The 22240-nt window shown below is 69.9% G+C and carries 21 protein-coding genes and 1 pseudogene; 11 read left to right on the top strand and 11 right to left on the bottom strand.

What is annotated here, in order from left to right; translation table 11 throughout:
• Positions 1-4 precede the first annotated feature (4 nt).
• Complete coding sequence (locus tag ACZ55A_RS08100) at positions 5-1282, bottom strand: DUF4185 domain-containing protein (protein WP_468835965.1); 1278 nt, start codon at positions 1280-1282, stop codon at positions 5-7.
• A 165-nt stretch (positions 1283-1447) separates the two neighbouring features.
• On the opposite strand from ACZ55A_RS08100, the gene ACZ55A_RS08105 reads away from it, so the two are divergent.
• The 3 genes from ACZ55A_RS08105 to meaB are packed head-to-tail and all read left to right on the top strand — an operon-like array spanning position 1448 to position 6541.
• The gene (locus ACZ55A_RS08105) at positions 1448-3328 is read left to right on the top strand and encodes a methylmalonyl-CoA mutase family protein (protein ID WP_468835967.1); all 1881 of its coding nucleotides are present in this window, start codon (positions 1448-1450) and stop codon (positions 3326-3328) included.
• Positions 3328-5529 carry a methylmalonyl-CoA mutase gene (scpA, locus tag ACZ55A_RS08110; RefSeq protein WP_468835970.1) on the top strand — a complete coding sequence of 734 codons (2202 nt, stop codon included), beginning with the start codon at positions 3328-3330 and terminating at the stop codon, positions 5527-5529. The genes ACZ55A_RS08105 and scpA overlap by 1 nt, the downstream gene beginning before the upstream one ends.
• 10 nt (positions 5530-5539) lie before the next feature.
• Positions 5540-6541: a methylmalonyl Co-A mutase-associated GTPase MeaB gene (gene meaB / locus ACZ55A_RS08115; RefSeq protein ID WP_468835973.1), complete on the top strand. Its 1002-nt coding sequence runs from the start codon at positions 5540-5542 to the stop codon at positions 6539-6541.
• Between the two features lie 58 nt (positions 6542-6599).
• Here meaB and ACZ55A_RS08120 read toward each other — a convergent pair whose 3' ends face one another.
• Positions 6600-7511, bottom strand: a complete 912-nt coding sequence (locus ACZ55A_RS08120; RefSeq protein ID WP_468835975.1) for a LysR family transcriptional regulator — start codon at positions 7509-7511, stop codon at positions 6600-6602.
• 108 nt (positions 7512-7619) lie between these two features.
• Positions 7620-8129 carry an ATP-binding protein gene (locus ACZ55A_RS08125; RefSeq protein ID WP_468835977.1) on the bottom strand — a complete coding sequence of 170 codons (510 nt, stop codon included), beginning with the start codon at positions 8127-8129 and terminating at the stop codon, positions 7620-7622.
• A 195-nt stretch (positions 8130-8324) separates the two neighbouring features.
• On the opposite strand from ACZ55A_RS08125, the gene ACZ55A_RS08130 reads away from it, so the two are divergent.
• Together ACZ55A_RS08130 and ACZ55A_RS08135 are read left to right on the top strand one after the other, a co-directional pair.
• Positions 8325-8567 (top strand): DUF397 domain-containing protein, encoded by a 243-nt coding sequence (locus tag ACZ55A_RS08130; protein ID WP_468835979.1) that lies wholly within the window; start codon positions 8325-8327, stop codon positions 8565-8567.
• Between the two features lie 112 nt (positions 8568-8679).
• A complete protein-coding gene (locus tag ACZ55A_RS08135; RefSeq protein ID WP_468835981.1) occupies positions 8680-9585 on the top strand; it encodes a helix-turn-helix domain-containing protein in 906 nt (301 codons plus the stop codon).
• 112 nt (positions 9586-9697) lie between these two features.
• Here the strand turns inward: ACZ55A_RS08135 and ACZ55A_RS08140 are convergent, their stop codons facing one another.
• Entirely contained in the window at positions 9698-10513 is an 816-nt protein-coding gene (locus ACZ55A_RS08140; protein ID WP_468835983.1) for an SAM-dependent methyltransferase, read from the bottom strand.
• Between the two features lie 326 nt (positions 10514-10839).
• Between ACZ55A_RS08140 and ACZ55A_RS08145 the strand changes: the two genes are divergently transcribed.
• Complete coding sequence (locus ACZ55A_RS08145; protein WP_468835986.1) at positions 10840-11652, top strand: ABC transporter ATP-binding protein; 813 nt, start codon at positions 10840-10842, stop codon at positions 11650-11652.
• Positions 11633-12547, top strand: a complete 915-nt coding sequence (locus ACZ55A_RS08150; protein ID WP_468835988.1) for a class I SAM-dependent methyltransferase — start codon at positions 11633-11635, stop codon at positions 12545-12547. The genes ACZ55A_RS08145 and ACZ55A_RS08150 overlap by 20 nt, the downstream gene beginning before the upstream one ends.
• Before the next feature lie 108 nt (positions 12548-12655).
• On the opposite strand, the gene ACZ55A_RS08155 is transcribed toward ACZ55A_RS08150, so the two are convergent.
• From ACZ55A_RS08155 to ACZ55A_RS08175, 5 genes are all read right to left on the bottom strand, one after another.
• On the bottom strand, positions 12656-12916 hold the full coding sequence (locus ACZ55A_RS08155; RefSeq protein WP_468835991.1) for an SH3 domain-containing protein: 261 nt from the start codon (positions 12914-12916) through the stop codon (positions 12656-12658).
• Between the two features lie 266 nt (positions 12917-13182).
• Complete coding sequence (locus ACZ55A_RS08160) at positions 13183-13467, bottom strand: hypothetical protein (RefSeq protein WP_468835993.1); 285 nt, start codon at positions 13465-13467, stop codon at positions 13183-13185.
• A gap of 117 nt (positions 13468-13584) precedes the next feature.
• Positions 13585-13740, bottom strand: coding sequence for an SPDY domain-containing protein (locus ACZ55A_RS08165; protein WP_468835996.1), 156 nt, complete (start codon positions 13738-13740; stop codon positions 13585-13587).
• Positions 13741-13743: 3 nt separating this feature from the next.
• On the bottom strand, positions 13744-13899 hold the full coding sequence (locus tag ACZ55A_RS08170; protein WP_468835998.1) for a hypothetical protein: 156 nt from the start codon (positions 13897-13899) through the stop codon (positions 13744-13746).
• A 58-nt stretch (positions 13900-13957) separates the two neighbouring features.
• Positions 13958-14263 carry a hypothetical protein gene (locus tag ACZ55A_RS08175; protein WP_468836000.1) on the bottom strand — a complete coding sequence of 102 codons (306 nt, stop codon included), beginning with the start codon at positions 14261-14263 and terminating at the stop codon, positions 13958-13960.
• 900 nt (positions 14264-15163) lie between these two features.
• On the opposite strand from ACZ55A_RS08175, the gene ACZ55A_RS08180 reads away from it, so the two are divergent.
• A complete protein-coding gene (locus ACZ55A_RS08180; protein ID WP_468836621.1) occupies positions 15164-16306 on the top strand; it encodes an alpha/beta hydrolase family protein in 1143 nt (380 codons plus the stop codon).
• 428 nt (positions 16307-16734) lie between these two features.
• Complete coding sequence (locus tag ACZ55A_RS08185) at positions 16735-18156, top strand: hypothetical protein (protein WP_468836003.1); 1422 nt, start codon at positions 16735-16737, stop codon at positions 18154-18156.
• Between the two features lie 57 nt (positions 18157-18213).
• On the opposite strand, the pseudogene ACZ55A_RS08190 reads toward ACZ55A_RS08185, so the two are convergent.
• Both ACZ55A_RS08190 and ACZ55A_RS08195 read right to left on the bottom strand, forming a co-directional pair.
• Positions 18214-18429 (bottom strand): annotated as a pseudogene (locus ACZ55A_RS08190) (transposase); the annotation flags it as partial.
• Between the two features lie 54 nt (positions 18430-18483).
• Positions 18484-18975, bottom strand: a complete 492-nt coding sequence (locus ACZ55A_RS08195) for a DUF6314 family protein (protein ID WP_468836005.1) — start codon at positions 18973-18975, stop codon at positions 18484-18486.
• Positions 18976-19189: 214 nt separating this feature from the next.
• Here ACZ55A_RS08195 and ACZ55A_RS08200 point away from each other — a divergent pair, with 214 nt between their 5' ends.
• Positions 19190-20659, top strand: coding sequence for an aldehyde dehydrogenase family protein (locus ACZ55A_RS08200; RefSeq protein WP_468836007.1), 1470 nt, complete (start codon positions 19190-19192; stop codon positions 20657-20659).
• Complete coding sequence (locus ACZ55A_RS08205) at positions 20656-22239, top strand: APC family permease (protein WP_468836010.1); 1584 nt, start codon at positions 20656-20658, stop codon at positions 22237-22239. Before ACZ55A_RS08200 ends, ACZ55A_RS08205 begins: the two co-directional genes overlap by 4 nt.
• The last annotated feature ends 1 nt before the right edge of the window (position 22240 follow it).

Genomic DNA, 22240 nt, shown 5'->3' on the forward strand with positions numbered 1-22240 from the left:
CCCGTCAGGGTGCCGCGTCCGCCATCCGTACGCGCAGGAACCGCGGACGGTAGAGGCCCACGTCACCGTTGAGCCGGGGGTCGGCCGGGACGCCGGGCGGGCCGAGCCAGTTCAGGTCGTAGCTCAGCAGCAGCTCCCCGTCCGCGGTGAATTCCGGGTGGGCCTGGGGGTTGTAGACGGCGATGTGCTGCGGGTCGGGCGCGGGTGGGCGGGGCGGGGTGAGGTGTCCGTCGGGGCCGTGCCAGGGGCCCTGGGGTGCGCAGGACCAGTAGCTGGTGAGCGTCCGCAGCCCGGCGGTGCCGTCTCCCTTGGTGTCCATCGTGAACAGCACCCAGTGGGCGCCGTCGCGTACGACGGTGAAGGCGCTGCCGACGCCGCGCCGGCCGCTGTCCCGCAGCACCGGGCGCGCCCGCCCGGGCCGCGGCTGCCAGCGGGCGCCGTCCCAGAACCGCCAGCTGTCCCGGTCCGCGAGCCGTCCGGCCGGGACCCTGGCCAGATAGGCGCTGGAGCCCGGCGTGGACGGCGGGTCGTCGCCGCCGAAGACATAGGTCCAGCCGCCGTCCGCGACCGCGGCGGCTCCGTAGAGGACCCGCCGGCCCGGGTCGGCGACGATGTTCCGGCCGACGGTCTCCCTGATGCCCTCCAGCCGCAGGCCGGGCAGCGAGAGGGTGGCGACCTCGGTGCTGCGCGGGACCCCGAAGATCCACGGCCCGGCCCCGGGGGCACGGTTCCACAGCAGTACGCGCACGACCTTCTCGTGCGCCCCGGGCGTACGGGGCTCGACCCTCGCGTGCACCGGCCAGCGCCAGCCGCCGTCGGCCGGGTCGGGGAAGAAGGGGCCGGGTGCGGTCGCGGTGCCGCCGGTGAGGGTGCGCTCCAGGCGGCCCGAACGGGACATCACCAGGGCGGAGTTGTGCCGCAGGAAGGGGCTGCCTCCCTGGTCGGCGGTGCGCCAACGGCGGGGCTGTCCCTGGGAGTTGGGCGGCGGCTGGATGCGGTCGAGGAAGGTGTCGGAGAAGAGCCAGAGCGTACGGCCGTCGGGGAGGCGCACCGAGTGGGTGCCGTCGCCGCCGGTCCAGTCGTCCACTCTGGTGTTGTCGTTGCCGTATCGGGCGAATTCCGCGGTTTGTCGGGAATCGGCCGACCAGGAGGCGATCCGGCGTCCGGCGCAGGGTGCGGAACGGTCCGGAGCGGCGGCCTCCGGCAGCGTCCGGACGAGCGCGGCGACGGTCAGGCACAGGGCGGCGACGGCCGCGGTGCGGAGGGTCGGTGCCTTGGACATCATGCTCCTCCGGGGGTCCCCCTTGCTCCTCAAGAGGGGTGCCACGCTCACCGTACAGAACCGGTCAGTGGCGCATAGATACGAACATCCATGAGCGGTCAACGAGTGCAACGTCACAGCTGGAGCCCCTGCTCCAGCTAACGGTCGTTCGCCTAGCCTGCTGTTATGACCGCCGAGTCCCCCGAACTCCCCCTGGCCGCAGCCTTCCCGGATGCCGACCGAGAGCAGTGGCAGCGCCTCGTCGAAGGCGTGCTGCGCAAATCGGGCGTTACACCGGCAACGGGTGCCGCCGCCGAGGATGCACTCGCCACGGATCTCCAGGACGGGATCCGCATCCGCCCGCTCTACACCGCCGAGGACGGCACGGCCTCGCTGGGCCACCCCGGGTTCCCGCCCTTCGTACGGGCCGGCCGCCCCGAGGGCACGACCGTCGCCGGGTGGGACGTACGCCAGCGCCATGTGCAGACCGATCCACGGCGCGCCAACGAAGCGGTGCTCGCGGATCTGGAGAACGGCGCCACGTCGGTCTGGCTGGCGGTCGGGGACGGCGGAGTTCCGGTGGCCGGCCTGGAGCAGGCGCTCCAGGGCGTCTATCTGGACCTGGCCGCGGTGGTGCTGGACGCGGGCGCCGATTTCGCCCCGGCCGCCGAGGAGTTGCTGCGGCTGTACGCCGCGTCCGGAGCACCGCTCGGCGAAGCCGTCGGCGCGCTGGGCGCCGATCCGCTCGGGCTGCTGGCCCGTACGGGCGACGACAGCAAGCTGCGCATCCAGCTGGAGGCGGCGGCACGGCTGGCCGAGCGGTGCGTCGCCGAGGCGCCCGGTATCCGCGCGCTGGCCGTCGATGCGCTGCCGTACCACGAGGCGGGCGGTTCCGCCGCCGAGGAGCTGGGGGCCTCACTGGCCACCGGCGTCGCCTGCCTGCGGCAGCTGACCGATGCCGGGCTCGGCATCGACGACGCCTGCCGGCAGCTGGAGTTCCGCTATGCGGCCACCGCCGACCAGTTCCTGACCATCGCCAAGCTGCGCGCGGCCCGCAGGCTGTGGGCGCGGGTCGCGGAGGTGTGCGGCGCCGCGCCGGAGGCGTCCGCGCAGCGCCAGCACGCGGTCACGTCCACGGTGATGATGAGCCGTCGGGACCCGTGGGTGAACATGCTGCGCACCACGGTCGCCGGTCTGTCCGCGGGCGTGGGCGGCGCGGACGCGGTGACGGTGCTGCCCTTCGACTCGGCGCTGGGGCTGTCCGATGCCTTCGCCCGCCGGATCGCCCGTAACACCCAGTCGGTGCTGCTGGAGGAGTCGCATCTGTCCAAGGTGATCGACCCGGCCGGCGGTTCCTGGTACGTCGAGCGGCTCACCGATGAACTGGCCGGTGCGGCCTGGGCGTTCTTCCAGGAGATCGAGGGCTCGGGCGGTCAGGCCGCGGCGCTGCGCTCCGGGATGCTCGGCGAGCGCCTGGCGCGCACCTGGGCGCGCCGCAGTGAGGACCTGGCGCACCGCCGCGAACCGATCACCGGCGTCAGCGAGTTCCCCCATCTCGCCGAGCCACCGGTGCACCGCGAGCCGGCCCCCGCGCCGTTGGGCGGGGCAGGGCTGCCGCGGGTGCGCAGGGACGATGCGTACGAGCGGCTGCGGTCGCGCTCCGACGCACATCTGGCGGCTCACGGGGAGCGCCCGAAGGTCTTCCTGGCCGCCCTCGGCCCGGTGGCGGCGCACACCGCCCGGGTCACCTTCGCCGCCAACCTCTTCCAGGCCGGCGGTATCGAGACCGTGCAGGAAACGGTGGATGCCGCCTCGGTGGCGGAGGCGTTCGCGCGCAGCGGCGCGGGGATCGCCTGTCTGTGTTCGAGCGATGCGGTGTACGGGGAGCAGGCCGCCGAGGTGGCGGCCGCACTGACGGCCGCGGGGGCGCGGCGGGTGCTTCTGGCCGGCAAGCCGGGCGAGCGCCGGGAGGAATTCGTAGCGGCCGGGGTGGACTCCTTCATCTTCGCGGGCTGCGACGCGGTCGAGGTGCTGTCCTCGGCCCTGGACGTCATGGAGGTGGCGTGATGGTGGACATCCCGGATTTCACGGGAGTCGAGCTGGGCGAGCCTGCCGCCTCGGCCGACGCCGGCCAGTGGGCCGAGGCCGTCGAGCGGGCCACCGGCAAGGGCGTCGGCGACCTGGCCTGGGAGACGCCGGAGGGCATCGAGGTCAAGCCGCTGTACACCGAGGCGGACCTCGACGGCCTGGACTTCCTGGGGACGTACCCGGGCATCACCCCGTATCTGCGCGGCCCCTACCCGACGATGTACGTCAACCAGCCGTGGACCATCCGGCAGTACGCCGGCTTCTCCACGGCGGAGGAGTCCAACGCCTTCTACCGCCGCAATCTCGCGGCCGGCCAGAAGGGCCTGTCGGTCGCCTTCGACCTGCCGACGCACCGCGGTTACGACAGCGACCACCCGCGGGTGACCGGCGATGTCGGCATGGCGGGCGTGGCCATCGACTCCATCTATGACATGCGGCAGCTCTTCGAGGGCATCCCGCTGGACAAGATGACGGTGTCGATGACGATGAACGGTGCGGTGCTGCCCGTTCTCGCGCTCTACATCGTGGCCGCGGAGGAACAGGGCGTACCGCCCGAGAAGCTGGCCGGGACCATTCAGAACGACATCCTCAAGGAGTTCATGGTCCGCAACACCTATATCTATCCGCCGCAGCCCTCGATGCGGATCATCTCCGACATCTTCGCGTACACCTCGCAGAAGATGCCGCGCTACAACTCCATCTCGATCTCCGGCTATCACATCCAGGAGGCGGGTGCGACGGCCGACCTGGAGCTGGCGTACACCCTCGCCGACGGGGTGGAGTATCTGCGTGCGGGCCTGGCGGCCGGGATGGACGTGGACGCCTTCGCGCCGCGCCTCTCCTTCTTCTGGGCGATAGGCATGAACTTCTTCATGGAGATCGCCAAGCTGCGCGCGGCCCGGCTGCTGTGGGCGCGGCTGGTGCAGCGCTTCGAGCCGAAGAACCCCAAGTCCCTGTCGCTGCGCACCCATTCGCAGACCTCCGGCTGGTCGCTGACCGCGCAGGACGTCTTCAACAACGTCACCCGTACCTGTGTGGAGGCGATGGCGGCGACGCAGGGCCACACCCAGTCGCTGCACACCAACGCCCTCGACGAGGCGCTGGCCCTGCCCACCGACTTCTCCGCCCGCATCGCGCGTAACACCCAGCTGTTCCTGCAACAGGAATCGGGCACCTGCCGGGTGATCGACCCCTGGGGCGGCAGTGCGTACGTCGAAAAGCTCACCCACGACCTGGCGCGGCGGGCCTGGCAGCACATCGAGGAGGTCGAGGCGGCCGGCGGGATGGCCAAGGCGATCGACGCGGGCATCCCGAAGCTGCGGGTGGAGGAGGCCGCGGCCCGTACGCAGGCGCGGATCGACTCAGGGCGGCAGGCGCTGATCGGCGTCAACAAGTACCGGGTGGAGTCCGATGAGGAGATCGAGGTCCTCAAGGTCGACAACTCGGCGGTGCGCACCCAGCAGATCGAGAAGCTGAAGCGGCTGCGCGCCGAGCGCGACGAGGACGCCTGCCAGAAGGCGCTGCGGGCGCTGACCGAGGCGGCGAAGTCCGGTCCCGGCAAGGGACTTGAGGGCAATCTGCTGGCGCTGGCGGTGGACGCGGCCCGTGCGATGGCGACCGTCGGGGAGATCTCGGACGCCCTGGAGACGGTCTATGGCCGTCACTCCGGCCAGATCCGTACGATCTCCGGTGTGTACCGAGACGAAGCGGGCCCCTCCTCCGGTGTCGAGCGCACCCGGGCGCTGGTGGCCGAGTTCGAACGCGCCGAGGGGCGCCGGCCGCGCATCCTGGTGGCCAAGATGGGCCAGGACGGCCATGACCGCGGCCAGAAGGTGATCGCCACGGCCTTCGCCGACCTGGGCTTCGACGTCGATGTCGGCCCGCTGTTCCAGACGCCGGCCGAGGTGGCCCGCCAGGCGGTCGAGGCCGATGTGCACATCGTCGGGGTGTCGTCCCTCGCCGCCGGTCACCTCACGCTGGTGCCCGCGCTGAAGGAGGCGCTGGCCGCGGAGGAGCGGGAGGACATCACGATCGTGGTGGGCGGGGTGATCCCGCCGCAGGATGTGCAGCCGCTGCGCGACATGGGCGCCGCCGCGGTCTTCCTGCCCGGGACGGTCATCCCCGATGCCGCGCACGACCTGGTGCGGGACCTGGCGTCGGTCCTCGGCCACGAGCTCTGATCGGGGGGTCATGCCTGCGACGATCGATGTCGAGCGGTACGCCGAGGGGGTACGCGCGGGCTCCCGGGCCTGGATCGCCCGCGCCGTCACCCTGGTCGAGTCCACCCGGCCCGACCACCGGGCGGCGGCCCAGCAACTCCTCGTCCGGCTGCTGCCGTTCTCCGGTTCGGCCCGCAGGGTGGGCATCAGCGGGGTGCCGGGCGTCGGCAAGTCGACCTTCATCGACGCGCTCGGCACGCTGCTGACCGGGATGGGGCACCGGGTGGCGGTGCTCGCCGTGGACCCGTCCTCCAGCCGTACCGGCGGCTCCATCCTGGGCGACAAGACCCGGATGGAGCGGCTGGCGACCGACCCGGCGGCGTTCGTCCGCCCCTCCCCCACGTCCGGGACGCTGGGCGGGGTGGCGCGGGCGACCCGCGAGTCGATCGTGGTGATGGAGGCCGCGGGGTATGACGTCGTCCTGGTGGAGACGGTCGGTGTCGGCCAGTCCGAGACGACCGTGGCCAACATGGTCGACACCTTCCTGCTGCTGACCCTGGCGCGCACCGGCGACCAGCTCCAGGGCATCAAGAAGGGCGTGCTGGAGCTGGCGGACCTGGTGTCCGTCAACAAGGCCGACGGTCCGCACGAGCAGGACGCCCGGTCCGCGGCCCGCGAACTCGCCGGTGCGCTACGGCTGTTGCAGCCCCAAGACGCGGTCTGGACGCCGCCCGTACTGACCTGCAGCGCCCGCGAGGGCACGGGTCTGAAGGGGGTCTGGGAGCGGGTCGAGCAGCACCGTGCCCTGCTCGACTCCACCGGGGCGCTCGCCGAGCGCCGCCGCACCCAGCAGGTCGACTGGACCTGGTCGATGGTCCGCGAACGGCTGATCGACCGGCTCCAGGAACACCCGGAGGTACGCCGGCTGGGCCCCGACGTCGAGCGTGCGGTACGCGATGGCGAGATCACCGCGACCCTGGCGGCCGAGCGGCTGCTGGCGGCGTTCGGACTGGCGGACGGTGCGCCCGGCTGAGGCTCCCCGGCGCGTCGTGACCGTGGCGTACGACGATGCGCAGATCCTCGAGATCGCTCTACCACTCCTCCAGGGCACGTTGCGCGCGACGCCCTCGTTCGGCGAAGTGGGCGACGGCCATCTCACGGAACCGCCGTGCGGCCGTGGAGAGGTAGCCGTCCTCGCGCCGGACCAGGCTCAGGGACCGTACGCAGTCGGGGGTGTCCAGGCGCAGCCAGGCGAGCGGGGCCCCGGCCAGATCGGCGTAGGCGAGCGAGGGCATCAGGCCGATGCCGAGACCGGCCGCGATCAGATAGTGGGTGACCCCGGGCTCGTCGCCTTCGCAGGAGATCACCGGGCGGCGGCCGGTCGCCGCGAACAGCCGCTCCAGCAGGGCCCGTTGCCAGTGCCCTGGCCTGGTGGTGATGAACGGTTCCTCGGCGAGGCCGGACACCGCGATCCGCTTCCGTCCGGCGAGCGGATGCCCGGCCGGCACGGCCAGCAGCACCTCTTCGTGCAGCAGCCGCACCGCCCCGAGTCCGGGGCCGGGCAGCGGCTGCGAGGCGAAGCAGAAGTCCGCCTCCCTCGACCGCAGTTGGTCGAGCATCACATCGGGCGTGGACTGGAAGCACCGTACGGTCACCCCGGGGTGTGCGGCCCGGAAGGCGGCCAGCAGTTCGGTGAGGGGCAGCAGGGTCTCCGCGGCGACGGCGACACTGCCGTCGTCGAGTCCGGCGGCATCGGCGATCTCCCGGCGGGCGTCCTCGAGTTCGTCCAGCGCCCGCTCGACCCGGGTCAGGAACGCGGCGCCATAGCGGTTGAGCCGGATCGTCCGTCCCTGCCGGTCGAAGAGCGGCACGCCCAGCTCGGCCTCCAGCCGGGCGATCGTCCGGCTCACCGAGGGCTGGGCCACCCGTAGGTCCTCCGCCGCCCGGCTGATGTGCTCACGGCGTGCCACGGCCCGGAAGTAGCGCAACGACAGCAGATCCATCGGCTTCTCGGGCCTCCCCCTGGCGCGCCGGTGACCCGGAAATGGTCCCACAGGCCCGCATCCGGACCGTCGGGACCGGCACCCTGTACGGCGCCTTGCCCCGCGCGCTCAGCCGCGCATCGACACCGTCGCCCAGACCGTCTTCCCCGCGTGGTCCGGCGGTGTCCAGCCCCAGGCCTCGCTGAGCCGGTCGACGAGGTGCAGTCCACGCCCCGATTCGGCCAGTGGGTCCGGGGTCCGGACGACGGGTGCGGTGGTGCCGGCGTCGGAGACCGCGCACAGTACGGAGCCGTCCTGACGGGTCAGCGCGAGCCAGGCGGGGCAGATGCGGGCGGGCACACCGGCAGCAGCGCCGTCCTCCTCGCCGGGCCGGACGCCGTAACGCAAGGCGTTGCTGACGAGTTCGGAGACGACCAACGCCGCGTCCTCGGTGACGCCGGCACAGAGTTTCCACCCCTTGAGGGTCACCCGCGTGAACCTACGGGCCTCCGACACGGTGTGGGCGGAGCCGCTGAGGGCACAGGCGGCGAAACCGTCGGGGTCGGGCATCCACCAGGTCTCCTCGCGCGGTTCCTCCAAGAGGGCGTCGTGCACGGTTTCTGCCGGATGTGCGGTCATCAACGTCTCCGCGAAGGGGATTTCGGGGCTGGGCCGAACTGCCGTGGAGGGCTAATATCCTCGGCAGCCGTCCGCCGGTGCAAGTGCATCTGCAATTACATCGGTAAGTACGGCCGCACAGGGGCTCGTTCACGCCAACGTGATCGCGGGCCCGGAACCGATCGGAGGAGCGCCCTCCAGCAAGGAGCAGCTGTGATGAAGTCGGTGACCAACGGCATACCTGCGACCAGCATCGAAGGTGCCGTCTGGCGCAAGAGCCGGCGCAGCAACCCCAGCGGCAACTGCGTCGAGCTGGCAGTTCTCGCGGACGGCGGGGTGGCGGTGCGCAACTCGCGGTTCACCTCGGGTCCTGCGCTGGTCTACACCCGCGACGAGATGGCGGCCTTCGTCCAGGGCGCCAAGGACGGCGACTTCGACGACCTCGTCGACCGCACCTGAGGCATATGCCGAAGAGATTGGCGCATATGTCGTTCGGGTAATCTCCGCGGCTGTACGAACCCTCGCGGCGATGGGACACTGAGCGTTCGCCCGACCACTCAGGGGAGTCAGCATGACCGCCGCGCAGCCGAGCAGCCAACCGTCCCTGCGCCGCTATCTCGATCATCCGCGGGGCGGCCCGACCGTCCTGCGCATCGTGCTGGGCACGCAGTTGCGCCGGCTGCGGGAGGCAGCGGGCATCACCCGCGAGGCCGCCGGCGAGGCGATCCGCGGCTCCCACGCGAAGATCAGCCGGCTGGAGCTCGGCCGGGTGAGCTGCAAGGAGCGGGACGTCGCCGATCTGCTGACGCTCTACAACGTCACGGACGACGACGTCCGCTCCGACTTCCTCAAGCTGGCCGGCCGGACCAGCAGCCCCGGTTGGTGGCATCAGTACAGCGATGTACTGCCCGGCTGGTTCGAGACCCACCTCGGCCTCGAAGAGGCCGCCTCGGTGATCCGTACGTACGAAGTGCAGTTTGTGCCGGGCCTGTTGCAGACGGCGGACTACGCCCGGGCGGTGGCGCAGCTCGGCCATCCGCGGTCCACGCCCGAGCAGGTCGAACGGCGGGTCCAGCTTCGGGTACAGCGCCAGGAGCTGCTGACGCTCCCCGACGCCCCGCGGGTATGGGCGGTGATCGACGAGGCGTCGCTGCGCCGTCCGCTCGGCGGCGCGGAGGTGATGGCGGGGCAGCTCAGACATCTGCTGAAGATGGCCGAACTGCCGAACATCACCCTCCAGATCGCACCGTTCAGCCTCGGCGGGCTGGCGGCGGCCGGTGGCCCGATCACCATCCTGCGGTTCCAGGAGCCGGATCTGCCGGACATCGTCTATCTGGAGCAGCTGACCAGCGCCCTCTATCTGGACAAGCGCGATGATGTCGATCATTACCTCGCGGTGATGGACCGGCTGAGCGCCCAGTCGGAGTCGCCGCGCGAGTCCTTGGCCATGCTGGAACGGTTGCTCAAGGAGCACTGAGCGGTTCTGCTCAAGAAGCACTGAGCGGGTCGGCGGGGCACTGCGCCCGGCTCCCGCCCCTCTTGCCCTCCCCCTGCCCCTGCCCCTGCCCCTGCCCCTGCCCCTGCGGTACCTACGGCTTACGGGCCACGCCGCCGTACTCGATCCACTCCTGCGTGAGCTGCTTGGGACCGATGTCCGCATCCGGCTTCCAGGTGGAGACCTCCACCAGACCCGGCTCCAGAATCTCCAACCCTTCCAGGAACCCGGCCAGTTCGTGCGCCTGCCGCACCCGGCCCCACTGCCCCTGGGTGCTCACCCGCATGAACTCGGTGACGAAGTCGCGGGTCGCGGCGTCCTCGCTGACCAGCTGGCACACCACCAGGAAGCTGCCGGGCACCAGCCGGTCGGCGACCCGCTTGATCAGACCGGCCGGGTCGTCGGAGTCCGGTATGCAGTGCAGTACGGAGACGAACAGCGCGGCGACGGGCTGGTCGAAGTCGATCAGCCGCTCGACCTCGGGGCTGCCGAAGATGACGTCGGTGTCCCGCATATCGGCCTGGATCACGGCGGTGTGGGCGTTCTCCTCCAGCAGCGCCCTGCCGTGCGCCAGCACGATCGGGTCGTTGTCGACGTAGACCACCCGCGACTCCGGGTCGACCCGCTGCGCGACCTGATGGACGTTGTCCTGCGTCGGCAGGCCGGACCCGTGGTCGATGAACTGCCGGATACCGTGCTCCTGGGCCAGCCAGCGGACCACCCGTTGGAGGAAGCGGCGGTTGTTGATCGCCAGTACCTGCGTGCTCGGCACGACCTTGCTCAGCTCTTCGCAGGCCTCACGGTCGACGGCGTAGTTGTCCTTACCGCCCAGGTAGTAGTCGTACATCCGCGCGACGCTCGGGATGGTGACGTCAACGGCGCTGGACTGTGGTCGGGTCTCTTGGCTCATTCCACACTTTCCCGTCGCTTGGACAGCCCTCGGCATGGCGCAGCGGCGGAATCGTTCCGTGTCGGCACGACCACGCGGCGCAGTCCCCAACATACCCACCGAGTGGCGCATGGTGCAGGTGAGAGCCGGGATAATTACTCCCCAACAACCGCTGGGCCAGTGGCCTTTGGTCCGACGGCGGGCCATGGCCGGTCACCGGTGCCCGCGCCGCTTCCCCCTCTTCTCATCGCGCTCTCACACGGCGCTTATCGGCCGGTCACATCAGGTCCTTACGGTCACCGCAGGCTCGTCGCGCACCCGGCCGACGGCCCGGAGGAGCGTGCACCGTGTACCACCTGACCGACGTGACCAAGTGCTGTCGAAGCGGCCGGAACGGGGGCACGGTACGGGCTCTGGACGGTGTCGGGCTCTGCGTCGAGGACGGAGCGGGGCTCGTCGTGCAGGGGCCGGCCGGTGGGGGCAAGTCCACACTGCTGCGCATTCTCGGCGGGCTGGAGCGGCCCACCCGGGGGACCGTCCTGCTCAACGGCACGGATCTGGCCGTGGCGACCGAATGCCGGCTGGCCCGGATCCGTACGGAGTCGATCGGCATCGTCCTCTGCGGCGGCGCGGAACCCGCCACGGGGTCCGCGGGCTCCCCTGCCGTCTCCGGCTTCCGGGGACTCGCGCCGGGGCTCACCGCCCGGCAGAATGTGGCGAGCGCCCTCCTGCCGCTGCGACTGCGCCCGGCCGACTGCCGCGAGCTGGCCGCGGAGGCGCTGGCGGAAGTCGGACTGGGTAACCAACTGACCGCATTCCCTGAGGAGTTGGACGAGGGGGCGCGGCGGCGGGTCATGCTGGCCCGGGCGTTGGTGAAGCGGCCGATGGTGCTGCTGGCGGACCGGCCGACCGACGGGCTGACCGCCGGCGCCCGGGCTGCGCTCGTCGAGCTCTTCGCACGGCTGTGGAGCGAGCGGCGGCTCAGCTGCATCGTGGCCACCGAGGACGACGACCTCGTCCGGCGCGCGCCCCGGCTGGCGACGCTGTCGCAGGGGCGGATCTCGGCCGGCGTCCGCCAAGGAGGGCCAAGACCGGCCACCCCTGCTGGTGACCCGGGCGCCGGGCCGGTACAAGGGGGCCATGACCACGGAGAAGAGTGAACCGCTCCCCCAGCAGACCGCCCCTCCGACCCCACCGGGCATGGCTCAACCCCCGTCCGCCGTCGCGGAGATGATCCGCGCCAACCAGGCCAATTGGGATGCCCGTACGCCGGTCCATGTGGCGAGCGCCTTCTACGGCCTGGACGGTTCGCGGACCGCCGACGACTGGTTCGCGCCATTCGAGTGGACGGATCTCGGCGAGTTGGCGGGGCGGGATGTGCTGCATCTCCAGTGCCATCTGGGCACCGAGACGGCGGCGTTCGCCGCGCGGGGGGCGGCGCACACGGTGGGGCTGGACTTCTCCGCCGCGGCGGTCGCGGCGGCCCGGCGGCTCGCCGAACAGGCGGACCTGCGGATGGAGTTCGTACAGGCGGATGTGCACGATGCGGTGGCGGCGCTCGGCGGCCGCCGGTTCGATGTGATCTACACCGGCAAGGGCGCACTGTGCTACCTGCCCGATCTCACCGTCTGGGCGGGCATCATCAACGCGCTGCTGCGGCCCGGCGGCACCCTCTATCTGGTCGAGTTCCATCCACTGCTCGACTCCCTGGGACCGGCGCCGAGCGCGGATCCCGAGCGGCAGCAACTCCGGTTACGCCACGACTATTTGGCGGGCCGGGGGCCGATCCGCAGCGACAACCCGGCCACGTACACCGACGGCCCGCCGGTGCAGGGGGCCACGACCAGTTACGAGTGGCGGCACGGCCTCGGCGAGGCGATTTCCGCCGTGGCCGGTGCGGGACTGACCGTCCAACTCGTCCGCGAGACCGAGGTGTTGCCCTGGAAGCGGTTCGACTCCATGGTCCCGGCGGAGAACGGCTGGTGGCGGCTTCCGCCGTCGGAGCCGATCATTCCGCTGCTCTACGCCGTGCGCGCGGTCAAGCCCATGGACTGAGGGACCGGGGAACAGGACTGGGCCCGGAGGCGCCTTAGGGCCTGTCCGGCGGATCTTGTCGGACAGGCCCCTAGATGACGGGGACGGGCTCACCGTTCCCCGAGTGGATCAAACGCCGAAAGCGACGCACTCATAGGCGACCCAACCGTCTTGACCGTTGATCTTGACGGTCCCCCACCTGTCGCTCTTCCAGCCGCAGTCGTGGTACTGCTGGCCGGTGATCGAAGAGTCACCGTTCCGGCCGCAGGGAAGCTTGCCCCCCTTGGCGATGGTGCCAATGGTCGTGTACCGCTGCCCCGGGCCACTGTGCACGTTGAGGGTGCTCTTGGTGCCGTTGTAGGCGTAGCACTTGGCGGCCTTGGCCGACACGCTGTGCGCTGTAACGGCAGAGGCCGGAGCAACCGCCAGGCCCAGTAGTCCCAGAGCGCCCGCGCTGACGGACGCGACTGTCTTTGCCCATGCACGCATGGCAGGTCCCCCTCGTTCTATGTACTTCTCTTGTACTCAACTCACAGATGAGCAAGATCATTTTACATGTGGCGGCGACATGTCAGCTCGGACGCCGCGGCCTATCCAGCCCTGATCCACCGGACAGGCCGTAGGGCGTGTCCGGCGGATCACGGTCGGGGCCGGGCTCAGGGCACGAGCGCATGCGGGGCTTCGTCCGCGGTCGGTGCCTGGGGTACCTCCAGCCCTGCTGTCGGGCCGATGACGAACACGACGGGCGGTGCGACCCGGTGCGTGGCGCAGTCCTGGGCGAGGTCGGCCAGGGTGGACCGCAGTACGCGCTGGAACCGGGTGGCCGCGTCCTGGACGGTATCGAACGGCAGCGGCTCTTGCGCATGCATCCACAGCAGCGCGTGCGCCTCACGCTGGGCTTCACGGAACTCACGGTCGGCGCGAGCACGTCGTCGGAACACGAAGTCTCCATCTCGGTCATCTGGCGGGCGCAGGGAACGGGCAACTCAGGGAAATCAGCGACAAGCAGCACAACGGGCCACATCAGATCGCGGGTCGTCAACTGCGGCGGACGACGCTCAGCCGGCCCTCGGCGCCCTTGGGCAGCGTGCGCGCCGGGGCACAGACACCGGTGAGGCCAGCGAGGAGGCGAACGCGGCGACCAGGTCATGGGGGACGCTGGCGCTGAAGCTGGCGCACCACAGATACGGGGCACCCAGAACTTCCGCCCACACCTGCTAGCCCACCAGGTCAGGGCGCGGGTCGGCGTCCTGGATGAGCGGCGGCAGCGGCTCCAGGGAGACGCTGCAGGAGAACCCGGGGTCTGAGGCGGTGGTCCGGGGCCGGTCCACGTCGCGAATCCAGCCCTGGGCACTGAGCGCGTTCAGAACCATCTCGGGCCCCTCCAATCCGACGTCGGGCGCCTCGCGGGCGCCGATCGCAACGAGGAGATCAGCCAGCGCCTGATACGGGACACCAGCGGTGAAGTACGCGGTTCCACTCCGTCATCGCGGAGGTGACACACGGGCGGGCGCTCAACTGCCAGGCCACGGGCGGTCCGCCCAGCTCGAACGGATAAGCCGCGAGGATCCACTCGGCACCGCACAGCTCGTCCGGGCTCAGATACAGCAGGGTGTTGCGAGACGTCGGCCACATGCGCCAGCCATGGCCGGCCAGGGCATCACCCATCCGCTCGGCAAGAGCGCCATCGTTACCGGCCAGGTGGTGCGGAGTGACCCAGTAGACCGGGTCCTGCACGTCGGGACGGAAGGGATCACTGGGGTGGTGCGGGTGCAGAGGCGCCTCCGTAGGCTCGGGGGTAGGTGCTTGGGGGATGGGGTCGGTGGGCTGACGCCTCCGAGCACGGGCATGTCGGCGCGGCGTCGGATGCGGTGCGGACGGGGCGCGCGGGCAACAGGGTGCAGGGCAGCGTTCTCTCCGCATGTGGGGGATAGCTGTGCGGCAACTCGGCCAGTACGGACACTGAGGGCACAGGATAATCACAAGTCTGTTTGTGTTTTGCCCCCGCATAAGGGTCCATGCGGAATTGCGCTCAACTCGCCCGAGGGGTAGGTCGCTTATACACCTCCAGCCTCGTCCAGAAATGAGGGAATCCCCAACCCCCTTCCAGCAAGAGCGACTGAGTGAACGTTCCTTGGTTGCATTCGGCGCGTCACGCACAGTCGCGGGTATACCGAGACCACCCTCAGGGGTTACGAACTGTCGCGTAATAAAAGCGCTCAGTAAAATCGAGATCAATGCTGGGGTAACTCTGGATCCGATGGTCACCGTTCGGCGGTTGCGTTAATGAGCCAAATCTCCAGCACAGGTCTTCTGACCGGGGCCGGTTCCCCGGGCCGGCGCCGCGGTGCACTGAGGTGCGGGAACCGTTCGCTCACCTCTGCCCTCTCGCGGCTCGGGCCTTGCTGCTGAGACTGGCACATGAGGACGCCGAGTGCAGGAGCGCCGACAACCGCCACCGGCCGCACCAGGCCATTTCTCCCGCACGTAGCCCGCGTTGGCACTCGACGTGCTCAACTCGGCGGCATACTCAACGAACGCCGTCAGGCCGCTTCCAGCGCATACGCGCCCACGGCCGTCACCCTGGGCGCCGGAGTCGCGCCAGCTACCGCCGCGGGGAAGACCACCGGTGCTCCCATAACCACGGCGGATGCCCCTGGCGCGGCGGAAGCCCCGGACAGGGCGAAAGCGCCACGCAAGCTGACGCTCCCCGCCCCGACCGGGCACCACCGCGTCGGAACGGTCGACCTTCACTTGCGCGACTCGGCACGCACGGATCCGTATGTGCCCGGCCATCAGCCGCGCGAGCTGATGATCACGCTGTGGTACCCGGCCACGGACACCGCCCACTATCCCGCCGCGCCCTGGATGAAGCTCGCCGCCGCCCAGCGCTACCTGGCCAACCATCGGGTGCAACCGGGCTCGGTGGTCCTGCCCGCCACTGCCGGGCACACTGGCGCCCCGATTGACCGCAGGGCCGGCAAGCTGCCGGTCCTGCTGTACTCGACCGGGCTGCACGGGCCCCGCGCGAATGGCACCTCACTGGCTCAGGACCTGGCCAGCCGCGGCTACTTGGTCGTCACCATCGATTACACCCACCAGTCCGAGGCGGTGCAGTTCCCCGGAGGGCGGCTTGAGGTGAACACCATGCCGCCGGATGCCCACTCGTCCGACACGATCGACGTCCGGGCGGCGGACACCCACTTCGTCATCAACCAGCTGGACGCGATCGCCCGCGGCCACAACCCGGACGTGGAACACAAGCCGCTCCCCCACGGGCTGTCCAAGGCCGTGGACATGGACCGTATCGGGATGTTCGGCGCTTCCCTTGGTGGAGCAACTGTTCCAGAGGCCATGCATGCGGACTCCAGAATCCGCGCCGGCGCGAACCTGGACGGCGAATTCTTCGGCCCGGCGACCACCCGTGACCTCGACCGCCCCTTCCTGCTGTTCAGTTCCCAACACCACGACCGCGACTCTGACGAGAGCTGGGAAACGTTCTGGGAGCACCTGGAAGGAGAGCGCCTCAACCTGAAACTGCGCGACTCCGGGCACAACTCCTTCGTTGACAACCAGGCCTTCTTTCCCCAGGCGCCCGGCGCGTTCAGAATGTCCCCCGACCGACTGGAGGACGCCATCGGCACGATCGACCCCAACCGCTCCATCGAGGTCCAACGCACCTACCTCGCCGCCTTCTTCGACAAGCACCTGCGCTACCGGGACAGGCCCGTGCTCGACGGCCCCTCGAGCGACTACCCGGAGATCGACTTCATGCGCTGAACCGACCAGAGGGCCACCGTCGGCCGGTGCTCAGCGCAACGCGCATATCGCGGCCGTACCAGCCGCACTGCCCGCTGCGCCTGCTGCAGATGCCGACCGGTGACGCCGTTCCGATGCAGCCGCGGCATGTCCGGCCAAGCCGTACCACTGCGCATGCAGAAGCGGGCCCGGAACACCGACAGCCGCCGGGCGGGTGCACTTCCGTGACGCTCGGATACACCCAGACCCACTGACATTGAACTCGTGGTGATGCTGATACCCACCCCCCAGGACGAGGAGAAGGCATGCCCCGACGCGCGAGAAGACCCGTTGCCGTGCTGATATTGCTCCTGGCTGTGATCTCGGTCGGAGTCGCAACGGCCCTTGTCGTAGCGGTAGATCCCGCAGTGGGGTCACCCGGCGGTCACCGTGCAGCGGGCCCGGAGCGGATGGATCCGCCGGCGCAACGTGAGGCTGCGGCGGGGGCGGGCGATCCGGTCATCGTGCTGCACCAGTACACGGACAACACCGTGTTCGGCTACGCCTACGACCCCGATGACCTGCGCTTTCCTGTGCAGGTTGCCGTACACGCTCAGGGGATGAAACACCCGGGCGTCACCGGCGTGGCGGATTCTCCCTGTCCCTGGACAATCTGCGCTCAGGACCCCAAGTCCGCTGGCAAGGGCTTCTGGATCCAGTACCGATCCCCGACGATGAGCAGCACCGCGCCCCAACTTCAGGTCATCGCCCGCAACAAGCCCGGCACCCCTGGACGATCAGTCTCTGCCAGCAAAGCCGGGGTTCCCACAGCGGTCGCCCACGACACCGCCCAGCGATTCCTCTACCAGAACCACAACTACAAGGTGGGTATCAGCAAGCGGTTCGGTGCCGCGATCACCGAGTACTACAACAAGCGCGTCGACAACACGATGAATCTCATCACCTCGGCGGAAGGTGCGGCGTTCCAGACGGCACTGTTCGGCAAGAACCATGTGGCGCAAGGTCCCGACTGCCTGAATGGCGGTCGCCTCCGCTGGAACCCGACCCAGGCCGGCTCGATCTGCCGGGCCGCGGATGGCGCCGGCACCGGTTCACGCATCGACATGTGCACGTCTTCGGGCGATCTATGCAGCCGGAACAGCGTCTCGGAGTCGGTGGGTCGTGGCCAGTGGATCCAGTGGCGGGTCCGCTACCGGAACTTCTACTACCGCAAGGCTGACGGGCATTACCCGTACAAGCCGTTCGACGACGTGTACGCGTTCATCCGCTACACCTTCCAAGACGACTACATCCAGGCCGACTACCAGATCTGGCGCAGCGGCAACACGGACCACGGAGCGTTCTTCCAGGCACTACCCACCGCCTTCCTCACGCAGATGACGCGGTGGACGTACTCGCCTGACGGGACAGTGGTGGCGAAGAGGCGGCCGGCCAACCCGAATGCCCAGGGAGCGGTGGCCTCCTACGCAGTCGGGCCGTCGACAGGCCGGTGGATCACCGCGGAGTCGGTGAACCGGCCCAACAGCCCATTGCCCGTCATGACACCCGGCAACCACCTCACCATGGCGTACTACAACTCGATCGCAGGCTGTCCCGCCCGGAAGTTCCTGATCTCGTACTTTGGTGGTAACCACTACCAGCAGGCATCACACGCCCAGAACTACCTCGTGTCCTACAGGCCGACCCGAGGGACCTCCATGAACGTGCGAGCTCTCATCTTCCCCTACAAGCACAACGACAAGCTTCCGGGGAAGACAGCCGACCTTGGCACACTCGTCAACACACCCGGCAACGGCTCCGGTTCGCAGGGGTACATGCCCGTAAACAGGCCGTTCCTCTCCGGTCAGACGTTCACGGAGTGCAACACCTGAGCTCTCAACACGGGTACTTGTCACAGTGCCCGGGCGTCGTGGCTGACTTTCTGTGGCTGCGGCCCAGACACATCTTCGGTGCCTGTCGTGCACTGTCTTCCGCTTCCCGAACCGCGCTGGCAGATCACGCCACGGAACACCGGTCCGCTGCCGGAAGAGGATGCCGTTGATCACCCTGCGATGACTCTTCCAACGACCGCCTCGCCCCATGTTCTTCGGCAAGTGCGGCTCAAGCCGAGCCCACTCCCGATCCGACGGATCACCCCGCCCCACGCCAGCCGCAACGATGCGACTGCCGACCTGGTCACACGACCCATCGGACAGTGCCTAGGCCTCCCGCCGGTACACCGAGCGCAGCAGCTGGTCCTTCGCCGGACCGGTGACCCGCCACTCCAGGTGCCACTCGTCCGCCGTGACGGCGGTGAACGTCCCCTCGTAGCGGTCCTCGGCGCAGGGGTGCACGGCGGTCCACCGACCGGTGGTGAGGTCGAGGTCGTGGAAGGGCCGGCCGTCGGCGAAGTCGACCTCGGCGGTGCCGTCGGCCCGGGGCCGCAGCCGCAGGGTGCGGCCGGCCGGGTAGGCCGTACCGTCCCACGTCAGCTCGCCCTCCTCGACGTGCAGCAGCACCCCGCCCTCGGCCGGGTCGGGCCGGAACTCGGCGCTTCCGCGGAACCGGCCCTCGGCGCCGGTCCGCAGGTCGTGGACGGTTCGCTCGACGCGCCAGCGTCCGGAGAGGTACCCGGCGGCATCGGCGACGGGGTACGGGGCCGGCGTCCGCGGCCCCGGGCCCGCCACCGGCTCCGGCTCGATCGACGACATCCCCCCATTCTCCCGCCCGCACCCGCTGTCACCCCATCGGCCCCACCCGGCGCCGCAGTCCCCGCTGCCCGGCCCCTCGTACCGTGCGGACCCGCAGTGCCCGTCTTACGCTCGGTGCAGTGATCGTCACCGAGGTCCGGTGGCCGGGCGCCGTCGGCCAGGGCGGCGCGCGCGGCTGCCGCCTCGTACGAGCCCGGAGACCGGAGGCACCACCATGCCGGAGCTGTTCATCGGCGGTCAGTGGACCGCAGCGGCCAACGGGCAGGTGCGGGAGATCCGCTGTCCTGCGGACGGCACGCTGGTCGCCACCGTCGACGAGGGCGGGCCGAAGGACGCCGCCGCGGCGATCATGGCCGCCCGTGCGGCCTTCGACGACGGGCCCTGGCCGCGGACGCCGGCGGCCGAGCGCGGCCGGCTGGTGCTGCGGGTCGCCGAGCTGCTGGAGCGCGACAAGGACGCGCTGGCCACGGCCGAGTCGCTGGACACCGGCAAGCGGCTGGTGGAGAGCGGCTACGACATCGACGACATCGCGAACTGCTTCCGCTACTTCGGCAACCTGGGCGCGGCCGGCGGCACCGACCGGGTCGTGGACACCGGTATCGCCGAGGCGGACAGCACCGTGCGGCATGAGCCGGTCGGCGTCTGTGCGCTGATCACGCCATGGAACTACCCGCTGTTGCAGACCGCCTGGAAGGTCGCGCCCGCGCTGGTCACCGGCAACACCTTCATCCTGAAGCCCAGCGAGCTGACCCCGCACACCGCCATCCATCTGATGCGGCTGCTGGACGAGGCGGGGCTGCCGGCCGGCGCCGCGAATCTGGTGCTGGGCACCGGACAGGCGGTGGGCGCACCGCTGACCGAGGATCCACGGGTGGACATGGTCTCGTTCACCGGCGGTCTGGTCACCGGCCGGAAGATCATGGCCGCCGCGGCACCCACGGTGAAGAAGATCGCCCTGGAACTGGGCGGCAAGAACCCCAACATCGTCTTCGCGGACGCCGATTTCGACACCGCGATCGACTACGCGCTGATGGCGGTCTTTCTGCATTCGGGACAGGTCTGCTCGGCGGGCGCCCGGCTCCTCGTCCAGGACGAGCTGCACGATGCGTTCGTCGACGAGCTGGTCTCCCGTGCCCAGCGGATCCAGCTCGGCGGGCCGTTCGACGAGCATGCCCGCACCGGCCCGCTGATCTCCGCGGAGCACCGTGCGAAGGTCGAGGCCTATGTGGCGGCCGGGCTGGACGAGGGCGCCGTACTGCTCTGCGGCGGCTCGGTGCCCGACGATCCGTCGCTGGCGAACGGCTACTACTACCTGCCGACCGTGCTGGACGAGTGCACCCCGGACATGTCGGTGGTGCGCGAGGAGTCGTTCGGGCCGGTGCTGACCGTGGAGCGGTTCCGTGACGAGGACGAGGCGGTCTCGCTCGCCAATGACACGGTGTACGGGCTGGCCGGGGCGGTGTGGACGCAGGACAGCGAGCGCGCGCACCGGGTCGCGGCCCGGCTGCGCGCGGGGACGGTGTGGATCAACGACTTCCATCCGTACGTGCCGCAGGCGGAGTGGGGCGGGATGAAGCAGTCCGGTGTCGGGCGGGAGCTGGGGCCCGCCGGTCTCGCGGAGTACCAGGAGGCCAAGCATGTGTGGCGCAACACGGCGCCACGGCCGCAGAGGTGGTTCGAGTGACCGGTCCCGGCCCCTCCCGCCCCGGAAACGGGCACGACCCGTCCCATGACGACGCCTCGCTCGCCGAGCTCGGCTACAAGCCCGAACTCAAGCGCACCCTGGGCAACTTCCACACCTTCGCCGCCGGCATCAGCTATATCTCGATCCTCACCGGTACCTTCCAGCTGTTCTACTTCGGTATCGCCAACGGCGGCCCGGCGTACTGGTGGTCCTGGCCGATGGTCTTCGCCGGCCAGCTGATGGTGGCGCTGTGCTTCTGCGAGCTGGCCGCCCGCTATCCGGTGGCCGGCTCGATCTACAACTGGGCCAAGAAGCTCGGCGGACCGCACATCGGGTGGCTCGGCGGCTGGCTGATGCTGACCGCGACGATGGTCTCGCTGTCCGCGGTGGCGCTGGCGTATCAGGTGACGCTGCCGCAGATCTCGTCGTGGTTCCAGTTCATCGGCGACGGCACCGGGAAGTCGGCGGCGGCCAATGCCGTACTGCTCGGCACCGTCCTGGTCACCTTCACCACGCTGGTCAACGCCTTCGGCGTCAAGCTGATGGCCCGGATCAACTCCGCGGGCGTGGCGATCGAACTGATCGCCGCGATCGTGCTGGTCGTGCTGCTCGCCGCACACATCACCCGCGGCCCCGGCGCGGTGACCGACACCTTCGGCCTGGGCAAGGGCCAGGCCCTGGGCTACTTCGGCGCGTTCCTGACCGCCTCGCTGGCCTCGGCGTATGTCATGTACGGCTTCGACACCGCCTCCTCGCTCGGTGAGGAGACCAAGGACCCCGGCCGCAACGCGCCCCGGGCGATCCTGCGCGCCCTGGTCGCCTCGTTCCTCATCGGCGGCCTGATCCTCCTCTTCGCCCTGCTCTCCGTGCCCGACCTGCATGCCAAGCAGCTGTCCGTGGACGGTCTCCAGTACGTCGTGCTCGCCACGCTCGGCTCGACCGTGGGGCAGATCGTGCTGTGGTGCGTGGTCATCGCGATCACCGTGTGCGAGCTGGCGGTACACACCGCCGGTATCCGGCTGGCGTTCGCGATGGCCCGCGACAACAACCTGCCGGCCGCCTCGCTGCTGGCCAAGGTCAGTCCGCGCTTCCAGACGCCGGTACTGCCCGCCGTCGTCATCGGGCTGGTGGCGGTCGGCATCCTGGTCCTCAACGTCAACCAGCCGCAGATCTTCTCGGTGATCACCAGTATCGCGATCATCATGATCTACCTCGCGTATCTGTCGGTCACCCTGCCGATGCTGGTCCAGCGGCTGCGCGGCAACTGGACCCCGCTGGAGGGGAGGTTCTCGCTGGGGAGGTTCGGCCTCCCGGTGAACGTCCTCGCCGTCCTGTGGGGCATCGGGATGTCCCTCAACCTGGCCTGGCCGCGCGCCGCGGTCTACAACGCGACCGGCCCGCAGCACTGGTATCTGCGCTGGGGCGCGTTCCTGTTCATCGGTGTCGTGGCGCTCGGCGGCTTCGCCTACTACTGGTTCGTCCAGCGCAAGAAGACGGGCGTCCTGGCCATGCACGCCGCCGTCCTCCCCGATGACGAAACCCCGGACTCGCCGGGCTCCCCCACCACCCGTACCCCCTGAC

It is taken from the genome of Streptomyces sp. NPDC034111 (genome assembly GCF_055575375.1).